Below are 15209 nucleotides of genomic sequence, written 5' to 3' on the forward strand. Positions count from 1 at the left end.
CAAACCGTAGGGTCACATGAAGCCGTCACAAAACTAGGCATTTTTAAACGCAAAACGGTCATAGCGAAATCACTATGACCGTTTTTATATCCTATCGCAATAAGATTATTCAAATTACATGCGCGGAGGTCTCATCCCCCCTGGGAATCTGTTCTCGCCTTCAGGGTTTCCCATGGCGAATTTTTGGAACTTGTATGTAAACAAAATCATAAAATATCGTCCCAAACGGTTGGTACGGCTATCCGTAATCATAGATTCACTCACTGTCCGGGAAACATTCGTTTGCTGATTCAATAAGTCAAATGCTTGTAAACGTACTGTACCACGTTGTTGACTCAAGAACTTCTGCTCAAGGTACGTATTGATGACAAACGGGTTTGCATTGATACCAGCTCCATAACCACTATTGAATTGCTTCGATAGATCCGCTCCGAAAATGGTTGTTTTTGTGATGTTAACAGAGCCAATCAATGTGGGTGTCCAAGAAGAAACATTCGTCGTACGATTTGTCAATGAATTCTCCGTATGATTAAATTGGTAGCGTACTCCCGGATTGATTTCCAAATTCTCCGAAGGGTTGTATCTAAACATCAGACCTTGATTTAATACAATATTCCGGGCGACGTTCTTTTGACCGATGTTATCATCTTTCTCCGTGGAAACATATCCAATATTTTTATTGTAGGACACCCCTCCCATTAACATAATATTATATGTTTTTTCTTTCAATGATTTTCCGTAATGATAAAAAGAACTCACATTAAATGGTTTATCGCTTGTTTCATTCAAGTAGCGGGTTTCAGAAACTAACGTAGAATTTGTTTGTCCAGTTTGATAGTCCATTAAATCATCAAAATAGCTTTTGCTCAAGCTCACAATCTTGTTGTTAGTCAAGCCGGCATTAACAAACGCAAAGAAATTATTTCCTTTTTGAAAATCATTTTTACGGAACCGTACATTCAATTGATGGCTAAATTCCGGATTCAGATTGGCGTTACCGATTACGATACTGGTCCGGTTTGTACTCATATCAAAGGGCAAGATCTGCGTTACTGAAGGCTCATTCGGTGTTCCCGAATAATTGACAGAGATATTGGACTGTCTCGAAAATTTATACTCAAAACGTGCAATAGGCATCCAGTTCATATTGTTGCGATGAATTGGAACGACTAAGCCTGAACTGATCGCATCACCTCTTAATTGGGAAGGTTGAGCTGCAGCTCCAATGGAATAGGTTATTTTATCGCCACTATACAAATAGTTTGCGCCTATTTTATGTGTTGTGAAGGAGTAATCATAATTGTAATCAAAATTCAATTTGGGATCCTCAGCAATTAAGTTTCCATCCCGATCGAACCCCTGCTGTTTGTTCGAATTATCATACTTATTTTTGTTGAAATCATAGGTAAACTCTACTTTTCCTTTCTCGGAGACAGGTTCTGTATAATTCACCGAAGCGCCTCCATTCCAACTTTTATTATTTGCTTCCAGAATCGTCTTCTCATAGATCGAATCTAAGGGAGCATTTGCATTGTTGGGATCGGCCAACAACCTATCTAGAATGGCATTCTGATCTTTCGTTGTTTTTGCATTATTGAAGTTCATGTTTACAAAAACATTCCTTCCTTTATCATTAAATTTATGATTATACAACCCGCTAATCCCAAATCTCGGTGCAGTGGAATTGGCAACAATATCTTGCGCCTGAGAATTATTAAATACACTACTACGATACGTGAGCGAATTCGTACCTGTCGTTGCATCGCTCTTGTCGTAACCAAACTGAGGTGATATTTTGATATAATCTTTCGTTGTAGGCTTCCATTCGACATTTGCTTCGAAACGATGGCTATCGCCAACCGTGTTCGAATTGGATGTCACACTGTCCGTCTGCATTATATTAGGCAGTGTATTTTCCTGAAAACGTTGGGATAGCGTTGTATTGTTGCTATGGCTAAAACTATAGCTACCGTAAACAGTCAGTTTATCATTAAAGTCTTTGCGGTAATTCAGTCCTATGGAACCAATTTTTGTCAAACCGTCCGATCCACCAAACATGCCGCCACCGCGACGGCCACCGCCACCTTGGCCACGACGTGCACCACCGCCTACAGTACTAAAATCAAATAATGGCGCATTGGTATTATTCAAATTTCCCAGCACCGAAATTTGTTCGCCTTCACGCATTCCCATCCACATCCCTGTAGCTTGGTAACGGTCTTCGGTTCCCACGCCTGCTCGTAGTGTAGTCATGTGTCCCGTATTGTATTTGGGGTCAATCTGGATATTTAATACCTTTTCCGAATCACCGTTTTTATTGCCAGTGACATTGGCCATATCACCATAATCATCAATGACCTGCATCTTTTGGATAATATTTGCAGGTAGATTTTGGGTAGCAGTCTTTACATCTCCACCAAAAAAGTCCTTACCATTAATACGAACCCGTTTTACGGATTCACCTTGTGCCGTTACATTACCGTCTTTATCAACCTCTACGCCTTGCAACTTCTTCAAAGCGTCTTCCGCAACGGCGCCATCGCGGAGCTTTAGATCTTTCATGGTGTATTCCAGGGTATCACTTTTAACAACGACAGTAGGGACACCATCAACCACAACTTCCTGCAGCATCTGTGAATTCTGTTGTAAAGTTAAACTTGGAATTATATATTTTGACTCGCCTTTGGGAATACTAAATTCCTTTTCAAAACGCTCGAAGCCTAAGTTTGAAACGGTAATTTTAAAGGTATCGGATTTGATCTTATCAAAGATAAAAATCCCCGCCATATTGGATCCTGTAGTCATGGAATCCAACTTTGATGTCAACTTCACCGTTGCACCGGCGACAATTCGATTCTTGTCATCTTTCAAGATTCCCTGCACGCTCTTCGTCTGGCCATAAACGGTCCATCCCATCAGCATACTAAACAAAAAAAGCATAAAGCCTCTCATAACACGTATTTTTATATTTCTATAATTGATAAATCTTCGACACTAAAATTATTGCTCAAGTTTAATGTTGAAACCATATGGCCTACACCAGAACAAACTTTTGTTTTGCCAATGAAAATTACTTCAGCATTAATAGTTCAGTGCTCTAAATCTTTACAAAAGAAGACATTATTAGTGTTAATTAATGTAAATGGCCAATATTCACACAGAAGTTACAATAGATTAGTGTAAATTTATTTGTATTTTCGGCTATTTTAAGGGCGGAACATGTTATTATCATATTATCAGGAGCAGTGGATAGAGGCGGGTTGTGACGAAGCAGGCAGGGGTTGTTTGGCGGGACCTGTTTTCGCGGCAGCTGTAATTTTTCCAACAGACTATTACCACGATCTCCTTAACGACTCTAAACAACTTAGTGAGAAAAAAAGGATGATATTGCGGCCAATTATCGAACGCGAAGCTCTCGCATTTGCTGTTGCTAGTGTTTCGGCTGAAGAAATAGATCGCATAAACATCCATAATGCAAGCTACTTAGCCATGCACAAGGCGCTTGATCTCTTAAAGACCAAAGCGGAGTATATCATCGTTGACGGAAATAAGTTTATTCCCTATCAACAAATTCCGCATACATGTATCGTCAAGGGGGATGGCAAGTATCTGTCGATCGCAGCTGCTTCAATTCTGGCCAAAACTTATCGGGATGAATATATGGACAACATTGCTGTGGATTATCCCCACTACGACTGGCTCAACAACAAAGGGTACCCAACAGTTAAACACAGATCAGCTGTATTGGCGCATGGGTCTACGCCGCATCATAGAAAGAGCTTTAGAATAACCGACCCGCAGCTCAAATTATTCTAAAGCTCAAACAATTCGAAAAGAAACAGCAGCTAAGCCGCTGTTTCTTTTTTATTCCCTTTAAAGGAGAAATATATCGCCGTCCCTATTCCCAATACAAGAACAATAGACGAGATTAAAGTCAATAAATTACCCAATTTGTGTGACTCTGGATCAAAAACAAACTCTACCTTATGCGTTCCCGCAGGTAACTGCAGTGCCCTTAAGATATAGTCCGCACGAATAATTGGCGTTTCTTTTCCATCCACATAAGCTTTCCATCCTTTATCGTAAAATACTTCAGAAAATACAGCAAAAGCGTCATTGGCAACTGTATATTCATATTGCATTTTATCGGGATGGTAGGAGGTCAACTTAATCTCCCCTGTCGTTGAAGCAGTCGATGTTTTAGCCTTAATCTCATTTTGATATTGTTGATTCACAAAGGCCTCCTTATGTGGATCAAAAGAACTAATTGCCTGCATTTCTTCGGCGTTTCCTTTCACAAAACTTACCCGATCTACAAACCAAGCATTTCCTGCAGCTGTACTTCTTCTTACAATGCGTTGTGACTGATTCTGAGGATCTGTCGTAATCAAATAACGCACGTTGAACATATCCAATACATCTTCGTTAAGGGCGCCATTAAATTGATTTTCCAAAATTTCCTGGAAACGCATTAATTTTGCTGCATGGTATCCGCCTAAGGATTTATGGAAGTAGGACGGCCGGGCATCCGAAAACGGATCCGAAGTCAAGTCAAGCACGCGGTAGCTTGGATCTTTATCCATTAAGATCAATTGATCCACTTCCCGTTGTTGGAATACTTGCTGTGCTGTAGCCCCCTTCTCCATAAAAGATTTGTCATTCAAGAAGCGCTTATCTACACTCCATAAATCAAACAGGAATAAGACGAGCAAAGCCCCTAATAATACACCCTCGCTCAGTTTTTTCTTTAAAAAGACCCAAACGAATCCAAAGGTCAGCAAAACAATGAAAAAAGAACGGTAGGCATCTTTACTCGCGATATCTTTGCGATCCAGAACCAACTGGTTTGCCAACTCTGTCGCAAAGGCCTTATCACCGATCTGACGCTCTAACATTTCTACCAAATTGCTATGCCCCGCATTTCCAAAATTCAAAAAGAGATCCGGCATTATGGCAATCAACAGACAGACTCCACCGACTCCAATAAAAGTATATAAGATTTTTTTATCTAAGTTTGGTATCTCCTTAGCACGTGTTAACAGTTCATTTACTGCCATAATCGCCATCATTGGCACTGTAATAGAAACCACAACAAGAATAGATTCAACAGCCCTAAACTTATTGTACATGGGGAAATAGTCAAAGAACAGATCCGATACAAGGGTAAAGTTTTTTCCAAATGACAAAAGCAATGCTAAAATGGTTGTTGCCAAAATCCACCACTTGAAGCGATCCTTGACAATAACAAGGCCCAACACAAATAGGAAGAAAACTCCTGCCCCAAAATACCATGGTCCCGAAGTAAAACGTTTGTCGCCCCAATAGGTTGGCATGCCTTGCGCCATCTGGCCAGCTTGAATCTCAGACGCCCCTCCTCGTTCCATTAAGAACTTAGCGACATGTGATTTCTCGTCCAATTGTCCTCCAGTTGAACCACCATAGGCATTCGGAATTAAAAAGGTAATGGTTTCACCAATCCCTTGGCTCCACTCATAGGCATATTCTTTATCAAGCCCTTTCTCTTTAGCATTGTTGTTATCAACCTTCGTGATATTGGCATGCCCACGCGTACTTAATTTACTATATTCCCAAGTCGGCAATAAAATAGATGCATTTACCATCAAAGCGATGACCACTGCAATAATCTGCCTTCCTGAAGCTATAAAAAAACCTTTTAATTGCTTTTGTTTAAGTGCATCGATGAACGTGAAAATCACGTATACCATGAGGACTATTAACAGATAATAGGTTGTCTGTAAGTGGTTGACGCGAATTTCCAGCGAAAGAAACAACGCCAATAATACAGGCCCCCACAATTTACTTCCCCGATAACACATAATAACCGCAGCAATAACAGGCGGAATAAATGCGATTGCATTGGCCCTTGTTATATGCCCAGCTTCAATATAAATAAAATTATAGGATGTAAATGCAATGGCTATTGCGCCGACTGCGGCAAGCCAGGGTTTGATCCGTAAGACACTAAAAAGGAAATAAGCCCCCAACAAATAAAATAGCACCGTATCCATTGGGCTCGGAAAGGCGAACTTAACGGCTTTTAAGAAATAGGTACCAATGTTATTCTCATTTTCTTGCCAAATTTGATAAGTCGGCATTCCGCCAAACATCGAGTTAGTCCATAAGGGCGCTTTACCATCCTTTGCCTTAAAATCAAATAATTCCTTCTGCGCCGCCTGCGCCTGTACCACATCCGACTGCGCCAGTGTTTTTCCTTGCCAAACAGGGGTAAAATAAAAAAATACGAGCGCAATAAATATCGCAATAACGATCAAATGTGCTGAATTCGCCTTAAACCAATTTTTCATCCGTATAAATTTGTCATTTTAAGGTGATGAATATATCTAATTTATTCAACTTACCAAATAATCGTTCATTCATAACTTGCTTTTCGTTGTATCTATGAACACATTATACGCGGTTTGATAAATCTCGATGATTTCATTTACCTTCTTAGGTTGTTTAAAAGTCTTAAAAGCCAAACTTAGATAAATTTGTTTTTATATACAATTATAATTATCGCTCAGTGTCCTGTTAACAGCAAGGTGTTAGCTGTATTGACTCGGCAATCGATCGCTCTTCCTTTTAAATACATAAATAGAAGGTGTCTAGAAAAACCGGGGCAAGCCTTTGGGCACTCAATAGCTGAAAGGTTGCCTTAGCGAGGGACACATAAAAAAGGGAGCAAAATTTTTTGCCCCCTTGTAATTAAGATCTCATTTTTACCGCCGTTCCCGTTGCGCCCACCATCATCATTCCTCCTGTTCCTACCGTCTGGAAGTCCAGTCGAACCCCAACGACCGCATCAGCGCCCAAGGCGCGTGCACGGTCTTCAAGTTCACGCAGCGCTGCTTCACGGGTTTCCTGGAATGCGCGTTCATAAGAGTTGGATCTTCCGCCAAAAAAATCGCGAAAACCCGCCATCATATCCTTGATTGCATTTGCCCCCAGAACCACTTCGGAAGAGACTATTCCCAAATAGCGTTCAATTTGGTGTCCCTCAATAGTACCTGTTGTTGTCAATAACATATTTTATTCTCCTTTTTGAATTAACTTATTAATATTGGATAGCTCACCAAAAACAACCAAAATATCCCCCTCTTCCATGATCGTTTCCGATGCGGCAATTCCTGAAGCTTCTTTTTGTTCTTTAGTCACACCATCCTTTTTCATTTCTGTAATTTTCACGGTGGTTAAGACGATCACCTTGTATAAATTCGTCAGGTTCGCTTCACGCAAGGTCATCCCCACGTAACGCGCCGGAACTTTAGTCTCGACAATAGAGTATTTATCCGAGACTTTAAACGAATCGACGATATCAATATTGTCTAAACGCATTGCCAACCGCTCAGCAGCCTCTTCTTCCGGCATGATATATTCATTGATTTCCATGGCCTCCAACACAGTTTTTTGTAAATCTGAAACAATACGACCAATGATGCGTTTAACTTTCAACTGTTTTAAGAGCGCCACGGTCATGAGCGAAGCTCCCTCATCCTCTCCAATTGCAACAATGACAGCATGAGCATCTTTAAGCGGTAATGACGATACCGCTTCTCGGTCGGTGGTATCTAGGCATACCGTGTGCGTTATCTTGTCCTTTAATTGTTCAACGATACTGAGATTTCGGTCGGCACCAATCACCTCATGCCCGAGTTCAGTAAGATGTACCCCTAAAGAACGTCCAAAATGCCCCAATCCTAAAACAATATACTTCATATCTCAAACTAAAATAAATTTACCTTTATTTCCAAGCTATCTTTCAATTTATATGCTCATATTCTGCTGATAAAGCCATCAAATTTAGCCAAAACGGTCACTTGTCTGCTTAAAACAAGATTTTTTCTTCCGGAAATACAATATTTCTCCGGGTTGTATTTTTAATAAAAGCTACCAATAGCGTCAACATCCCAACACGTCCAACAAGCATTGTCAACGCAATAATTAATTTCCCCCCCGTACTGAGCGACGGTGTAATCCCCAAACTTAATCCACATGTTGTATAGGCTGATAGTGATTCAAAGAGGAGTGCTTTCATACTCTTATCGGGATCTGTAAAAATGAGCACAAAAAAACTGAATCCAACCACAAAAAACGACAATAAAATAATCGCAAAAGCCTTGTTAACAGACTCGCCTGCTATTCGCCTTTTAAAAATCTCTATATATTCTTTTCCTTTAGCCAGCGAAACAATATTCAACAGTGAAACAGCAACGGTAGTTACCTTTACTCCCCCACCAGTAGATCCGGGAGAGGCCCCGACCCACATCAGCAGCATAATCAAAAAAACAGTTGGTGGCCCAACAAAACTCAAATCAACACTATTGTAACCTGCCGAACGTGCCGCATTGGCCATAAAGAAGGAAGTCGCCCATTCCCCATCGATTCCCTTTTCAAGAGAAAGTGTATTCCCTCGCTCCAAGAAATAGAAAAACAAAGTGGCACCTACAATAATAATCGCATTACAGACCAGCACCAATTTAGAATTAAAGCTAAAGCTCCATGCTTTATGCTTATAGTTTTTCTTTGTGATCCATCGGTGATAATAAAGCAATATGGATTCTTTCATATAGGTGTAGAAATTCAATACTATTCCAAACCCCAAACCGCCCAGAATGAAAAGCGAGGACAATGCCAATTGGAACGGATAATTGAATTTATAGGCTTCATGGGTAATTCCTCCAGATAAAATCGAAAATCCAGCGTTACAGAATGACGAAATGGAATGAAAGATCGAAAAGAAAACCATGCTCCCCAAATTTGGAAAATTAGCACTTTCCAAGGTACTAAAGATCAGTATCGCTCCAAGCAATTCAAACAGCAGCGTAATAAAGATCATGGTCAATAAGGTTTTAATGACGGAGGCTACTTTATTTTCACCTAAAATTTCACCAAACATCAATTGATTCTTAAATGAAAATCCACCCGAAAAAAAATAACCAAAAAAACCTGTAAATGTCATAATACCTAATCCTCCAACCTGTATCAAGACAATGACCACAGTTTGTCCGAACATGCTAAAATTTGTTGAAATATCGGCAACCGACAAGCCCGTGATACAAACAGCGCTTGTTGCCATAAATAAGGCGTCCACAAAACTTAACGGAGCTTCTACCGTGGTCCGCGGCAACATCAAGAGTACCGTGCCAAGCAGGATAAGAGCGAGGAAACTGATGACAAATAATATGGTCGGATTAAAATAAAAATTATCAAAGAAAAGTGTGCTCTTCGACAGCTCCGCGATAAAAATTAGATAGATTCCGAGATAAACCCACTGTTCTCTTGAAAAAACAGCGAGTGCTCCAAACCCTGCAAAACGGGCAATAAGAATAAATACAAAGTAAATGAGAATAACCAAGCCCGAGTAATGCTCCACAGCAATTTTTTTGAGTGCGTAAATGGAGGATGACTCGCGGAGAGCAATCATGAAAAAGAGCACAAAGAAAAGATAATGAATTGTTTTACCCAGCAATTTCCCTAGTGCAGGATCAGTAACATAGCCTACATTAAATATAACGATTGCAGCACAAATCATGCTCACATAGAACATGATTTTGTCTACAAGCCCATTTTTATATTTGAAAACAAATCGGATAAAACTTAAAATCGAATCTATCATAATGTCTCAAACTAAGATAAATCTGTCAATAAATGCAAATCTATCTCCGTTGTGTTTTTTGGCGCGCCGACTTAATCAAGGCAACCTTTTCACGTGAAACGGATCTTTAATTTCCCGCCCCTTCTTTCTCGAGTTCCTTTTCAGCCTTTTCACGGTCACGCTTCCTTTTCTCTTCAATCTTTGCCGCCTCTTTGGCCTCATCTTCTTTTTCTTCCTTCAGCAACTCCTCAGGCGTTTTGTGCTTCTTAAATATACTTGAAATCATTTTCTTGGCCTTGCTGATTCCCCCAACGACTTTTTCAACTTTTCCAGCTGTGTTCATTAATTTAGCTTCCCGTTCTGGACCAAGGCCGACACATTGCTTAATTCCAACCAACAAAGTCTGCCACATCGCTTTAAAAAATGGATGATTGGGGTCCCTGCGCTTATTGATATGCCCTACCGTATATTTACCGTATAAATCCGGATTGCCCGGATTAAACAACACCTGATTAATCATAAAAGACAGCAGCCCCTTTTTTTCTCGACGACCATCATCACCTGGCTCCGACAGGATATTAACTTTGAGATCATCATAATCCATTTTAAAGGTTCCTTTACTACGGTAATCGTTGGCCCATATGTCAAATGTAATCTGACTGAGATTGCCCGATTTAACCTCAACATTTAACAATGGCCGGATCATTTTATTAACGACTGTTAGATCCATTTTCCCAAGTGTGCCCTTGTAGGTATAGGCCCCAACTTTAGAGGTCATATCAAAAACGAAGTTGGTAGAAAGCTTGCCTGCATTCATAAAATTGCTGCTCAAATTTGCACGCATGAGCTTCTGCTTAAGCAATTTTGTCGAATCATTTGTCACATTCAATATCGTACCATACGTGTGATCAAAAGTAATGGCACCGATTTGACTATACTCATCACTCATTTCAGCATACGTAATTCCTATATTATCTAAAATCAATGAATCAATTCCCAAGCGTGTCGACATCTGCATTAATTTCATGTGCGGAGCATTTCCAATCTGACTGGTGGGTGGGCTTTTATAATGTTTATCACTATAAATCGAAAGAGAACCATTTTTTAAGCGTGCATTTTGTGCATATATTTTCTTATCACGGGAAAGCTCGGCAAAATTGAATCCCGTCAAAAGCAGGGTATCCATTTTCAGCACCATATAGCTTCCACCTTCACCTTTCTTTCGGTAATATGCAGCCTTATTCAGCGTCGGCTGATAAGCAACTTTAGTCAACAGGACATTGCGATTTTTACTATTGATTTTCAACTGATCAAAGTTTATCTTATAAAACCCGTCTGGAGTTTTATAGGTAAAACCAGGCACCTCAATATCAATCATTTTCGTATGATAAAAGCGCTGCTTGTCTCGCTCAGAAGTCGAATCGATCAAAACGTCATCTATACGAACCTTGACCTTCTTGACTTCGAAATCTTGATAAACCCCTTTTTGGACCTGCGTATATTTAAAATCGATATCATTCAAATTGACAGCCCGCACCTGAATTTTTTTCAGATTATCCTTTATCTTCTCATACAATGGTTTTTTAGGTCCCCTACTCACCGTATCGTTATAACGGTGTACCTCATTGATGACATGAATCGTTGGTGTTTCGACAGTGATATCATTCAAAAAAAGTTCCTTTTCCATCAATACCCTCCGGATACCAAAGCTTTTTATTTTCAGCCTATTGATGGAAATTTCAAAGCGGTTATCTGGTGCTTTTTTGACCAACTCCAACTTTTTATATACGGAACTGTCTGAGACGAGCTGCAGATTGTCTATTGTTATATTGCCTAATAATAGGTTGACGTGGATATCGTCGTATGTAATAGTATACAAATTGTCCGTTGCTTGAGACACCAGCTGCTTGATTTTAGTATCTAAAAGGGGCTTCCACTTATTGCTAAAATACCAAATACCACCAGCCAACGCCAGTAGGATAAACGCTACAATACCAAGAATCCATTTGAAAATAGGCTTCATAAAGTCACAATCTCTTTGTAATTTCGTCTTTATTTTATTGAATAACAAACAAAATTAAGCCCATTTTGTTTGAATTATGACTAAATAAGGTGAATATGCTGCGTAAAACACAACTATTTTTATTTTTTGTACCGCTATCTCTACTTTTTTTAGGTTCCTGCACCAAAACAAAGCATGAAACGGGCTTCTATTTTTGGAAGACCGTATTTCAGGTAGATACCGCAGAAAGCCGATCCTTAAAAGAAATTGACGCGAAATCTATCTATGTCCGCATCATGGATATTGATTTCGATCCATCTGGTGTACAAGCCGTTCCTATTAGTCCCATTACGTTTACGCAACCTATACCCAAAGAACAGCAATTGATTCCTGTAGTATTTGTCAACCAACGTGTTTTTGCAGAGATGGATAGCCTGCAGATCAGGGGATTGGCAAATAAGATTGTTCCGTTTGTGACGGCTAAAATACAACAAGCCGGGAAAGAAAAATTTACCGAACTCCAACTGGACTGCGATTGGACAAAGACATCCCGTGATAAATTTTTCTATCTGCTCAGCTATTTGCAGCAATTACCGGCATTAAAAGATGTTATCGTGAGCGCTACGCTGCGGCTCCACCAAGTCAAAAATACGGTCACCAGCGGAATTCCGCCTGTGAAAAAAGCCATGTTGATGTGTTACAATATGGGGAATCTCAGACAATTTGGCAATCAGAACTCCATTTTAAATCAACAGGACCTCAAGACTTACCTAAGCGGAACATTACGCAATTATCCGATGGAAATGGATATTGCATTACCGCTATTTCAGTGGTTTGTCGTTTTCAGAAATAATAATTACATCGGTATTTCAAAGCATATCAACGAAGAGGATATCAAAGACTCGGCCTTATTTACCCATAACCCCAATACGAACCTCTATATTTTAACAAAGGATCTCCCAAAAGCAAACCTTAAAAAGGGAGATGTTATACGTTTTGAATCCATCAATCAGGGTGAGCTCCTACAAACGGCAAAATTTTTGAAGGGAGAGCTGAAAGGAAAAGAACACCGGATTATTTTTTATCATTTAGATCAAGCTACACTAGCAAACCATGGCAATGCCGAATTACAAAAAATTATTGCTGCTTTCTAGCACCACATTAGCTTTCTTCTTTGGAGAGATTGCAACCAATATCGCCTGTGGTCCTGAAGTGGATCCTTACGACAATCAAACGACATATTATCTCCCCAATCTGGAGGACAATGGATTTTCTGCCTTTCAATTCATCCCCTACCAATTTCTTTATACGGAGGAAGCACCAGTCAAAGAAAGTTTAATTAATGCCGAAACTTGGGTGAAGCACCTCGGTTCACAGGTCAAGGTTAAGGATGTCGAGCAATTGATGTACAACAGCAACGCTGCAACCGCTAATTTAGCCAGCAATCAACAAAAATCGGCTTGGACCAGCCTGCCAGATTCCATTAAAGGAAATACGTTCTTAAGCACATTGATTGACGGAAAACATGAAGCTGAACGTGCTTATTTTATGTTCACCAAAAAGCAGGAACCCATTACGAATATTCAACATAACTATTGGGATCCGGATACCCGAAATTTCAAAGAAATCACACAATTAGCTGAACTCGCCGAACAGCAGATCTCCAAGTACCCCAAAAATAGCTTTCTCTATATCCGTTATGCATATCAAGCCGCCCGTTTATATCTATTTGGGCAGGAATACGCCAAGAGCATGACGATTTATGAAAAGTACCTGCAATCTGCTAAGGGAGACGAAGCTATCCTCAATTGGGCACTATCCAACTATGCGGGGGCTGTCCGCAAAAATGGAGATCCTGCAAGGGCAGCTTATCTCTTTTCCAAATTATTCACCGCCAGTCCGGAAAGGCGCATCCTCGCGTATGCTAATTTCCATTATATTACAGCCAGCGATGCCGAGATATTTCAATATGCAAAAAATGATGCCGATAGATTCAACATCAATGCTATCATAGGCTTCGGGACAAGTGACTATGCCCTGAAATATCTGAGCGACTGCTATCAGCTCGATCCTGCCAATACCGTAAATGCGGTACTATTAGGACGCGAAGTCAATAAGATAGAAACAGAAATGAACGAGTCTTTTTACCTCAGTAGCGATAATTATAATTACTACAGTAAAAATGACGATAAAGGAAAAGTTAAGCTACATCTGGATTCGCTCCGCAATTTTGCGCTAAAACTTTATCGCGACAAAAAATATGTTCAACCCCAATTGGGCCTTATTACTGCTGCCTACCTAAGTTGGATGAATAAGGAAAATACTTTAGCAAAAGAATACCTTGCTGGAATAAAAGAGACTGACCTCAGTCCAAAATTGATTGATCAGCTGCAAATTACCCGATTGCTCACGCAATTAACGGACTGGCAAAGCAGTAAGCAGCTGGATGAAATTCAATTGACCAAAACCTTATCGTGGTTAGAAGAAAAAGCAAAACTAGATGGTAAAGAAGATATCCGCAAACAAAACTGGGGTTATAGTGCTTTTGAATACAGCAACTATAGTTTAATCTGCCGGAACATTCTACAAAATCTTGTTGTAAAACACTATTTGAACACACAAGACACCGCTATGGCTAGTTTAGCTGCTGTAAAGGCCGATGCTTTTTACAACTATGGCTTTGTGAAAGACTCATTGGAAGATAATATGCAGTGGACAACAATGCACTTTTGGGAAAATAGCCTTACACCTAAAACCCTGTTAAAAATAAGGAATTTATTGTCGGACAATTCCCAACAGAACACCCTATCTAAATTCTTATTGAAGGATATCAAACATTTCAATAAAGATTATCTCACCGAATTACTGGGTACAACTTATTTGCGCGAACTGGATTTCCAAAAAGCAGCAAAAACTTTAGCAGCACTTCCTAAAGACCATAAAATAAAGGAAATTAAAAACTGGTACAGCGCGGATGAAGATGATATCAAACCCAACCCCTTTGTTGTGACGATAAATGACTATCCCAAAAAATACGGAAAGGAAAATACAACCAAACTAAAATATGCTGAACGGATGGCGCGGTTGGAAAATGCGATAAAAACGGAAAAAGATAATCAGAAAAAAGCGGAGTATTACTTTCAAATGGCTACAGGTATCTATCAGACAAGTACCTACGGCAATGCATGGTCGATCGTATCCTACGATTGGTCATCGACAGATAACCACGCTCCCTCGACACTCCATTGGCAACGAAACTACCTACAGACTAAATCGGCTAAGGAATGGTATAGCAAAGCGCGCGCGCTCAGTTCCAATAAAGAATTCAAGGCTAAATGCACTTTTATGCTGGCCAAATGCGAACAAAAAGATTTTGTTTATACCAATGAATCACGTTGGCAGTATTATGATTCACCCTTGAAAAATCCTTTTTACCGCTTTTCAATGCAAAATAGGTACTTCAAAGAATTGAGCACACAATATAAAGATACACCATTCTTTACCATCGCGTCAAAAGAGTGTACCTATCTTCGCGACTTTTTAAACTTGACACAAGCGATACAATAAGGGCTGCCGCCTAACTTGCTTTAT

At 39.9% G+C, this 15209-nt stretch carries 9 protein-coding genes; 3 read left to right on the forward strand and 6 right to left on the reverse strand.

The window, feature by feature from the left end; all coding sequences use genetic code 11:
• Positions 1-114: 114 nt before the first annotated feature.
• Positions 115-2952 carry an outer membrane beta-barrel protein gene (locus tag AAH582_RS24280; RefSeq protein ID WP_156167579.1) on the reverse strand — a complete coding sequence of 946 codons (2838 nt, stop codon included), beginning with the start codon at positions 2950-2952 and terminating at the stop codon, positions 115-117.
• Between the two features lie 267 nt (positions 2953-3219).
• On the opposite strand from AAH582_RS24280, the gene AAH582_RS24285 reads away from it, so the two are divergent.
• Positions 3220-3816: a ribonuclease HII gene (locus AAH582_RS24285; RefSeq protein WP_046673054.1), complete on the forward strand. Its 597-nt coding sequence runs from the start codon at positions 3220-3222 to the stop codon at positions 3814-3816.
• Positions 3817-3845: 29 nt separating this feature from the next.
• Here the strand turns inward: AAH582_RS24285 and AAH582_RS24290 are convergent, their stop codons facing one another.
• From AAH582_RS24290 to AAH582_RS24310, 5 genes are all read right to left on the reverse strand, one after another.
• Positions 3846-6326, reverse strand: a complete 2481-nt coding sequence (locus tag AAH582_RS24290; RefSeq protein ID WP_343320813.1) for a YfhO family protein — start codon at positions 6324-6326, stop codon at positions 3846-3848.
• Between the two features lie 400 nt (positions 6327-6726).
• Positions 6727-7047 (reverse strand): YbjQ family protein, encoded by a 321-nt coding sequence (locus AAH582_RS24295; RefSeq protein ID WP_046673052.1) that lies wholly within the window; start codon positions 7045-7047, stop codon positions 6727-6729.
• 3 nt (positions 7048-7050) lie between these two features.
• Positions 7051-7737, reverse strand: a complete 687-nt coding sequence (locus AAH582_RS24300) for a potassium channel family protein (protein ID WP_046673051.1) — start codon at positions 7735-7737, stop codon at positions 7051-7053.
• A gap of 109 nt (positions 7738-7846) precedes the next feature.
• On the reverse strand, positions 7847-9637 hold the full coding sequence (locus tag AAH582_RS24305) for a TrkH family potassium uptake protein (protein ID WP_231585228.1): 1791 nt from the start codon (positions 9635-9637) through the stop codon (positions 7847-7849).
• Between the two features lie 106 nt (positions 9638-9743).
• Entirely contained in the window at positions 9744-11639 is a 1896-nt protein-coding gene (locus AAH582_RS24310) for a hypothetical protein (RefSeq protein ID WP_343320814.1), read from the reverse strand.
• 95 nt (positions 11640-11734) lie between these two features.
• Here AAH582_RS24310 and AAH582_RS24315 point away from each other — a divergent pair, with 95 nt between their 5' ends.
• Positions 11735-12772: a hypothetical protein gene (locus AAH582_RS24315; RefSeq protein ID WP_343320815.1), complete on the forward strand. Its 1038-nt coding sequence runs from the start codon at positions 11735-11737 to the stop codon at positions 12770-12772.
• Positions 12732-15185, forward strand: a complete 2454-nt coding sequence (locus AAH582_RS24320) for a hypothetical protein (protein ID WP_343320816.1) — start codon at positions 12732-12734, stop codon at positions 15183-15185. The genes AAH582_RS24315 and AAH582_RS24320 overlap by 41 nt, the downstream gene beginning before the upstream one ends.
• Positions 15186-15209 lie beyond the last annotated feature (24 nt).

Source organism: Sphingobacterium multivorum (assembly GCF_039511225.1).
GTDB lineage: Bacteria > Bacteroidota > Bacteroidia > Sphingobacteriales > Sphingobacteriaceae > Sphingobacterium.

Coding starts and splice junctions, on each gene's coding strand:
- AAH582_RS24280 (WP_156167579.1), bottom strand. CDS start 2,952: ATGAGAGGCTTTATGCTTTTTTTGTTTAGTATGCTGATGGGATGGACC.
- AAH582_RS24285 (WP_046673054.1), top strand. CDS start 3,220: ATGTTATTATCATATTATCAGGAGCAGTGGATAGAGGCGGGTTGTGAC.
- AAH582_RS24290 (WP_343320813.1), bottom strand. CDS start 6,326: ATGAAAAATTGGTTTAAGGCGAATTCAGCACATTTGATCGTTATTGCG.
- AAH582_RS24295 (WP_046673052.1), bottom strand. CDS start 7,047: ATGTTATTGACAACAACAGGTACTATTGAGGGACACCAAATTGAACGC.
- AAH582_RS24300 (WP_046673051.1), bottom strand. CDS start 7,737: ATGAAGTATATTGTTTTAGGATTGGGGCATTTTGGACGTTCTTTAGGG.
- AAH582_RS24305 (WP_231585228.1), bottom strand. CDS start 9,637: ATGATAGATTCGATTTTAAGTTTTATCCGATTTGTTTTCAAATATAAA.
- AAH582_RS24310 (WP_343320814.1), bottom strand. CDS start 11,639: ATGAAGCCTATTTTCAAATGGATTCTTGGTATTGTAGCGTTTATCCTA.
- AAH582_RS24315 (WP_343320815.1), top strand. CDS start 11,735: ATGCTGCGTAAAACACAACTATTTTTATTTTTTGTACCGCTATCTCTA.
- AAH582_RS24320 (WP_343320816.1), top strand. CDS start 12,732: ATGGCAATGCCGAATTACAAAAAATTATTGCTGCTTTCTAGCACCACA.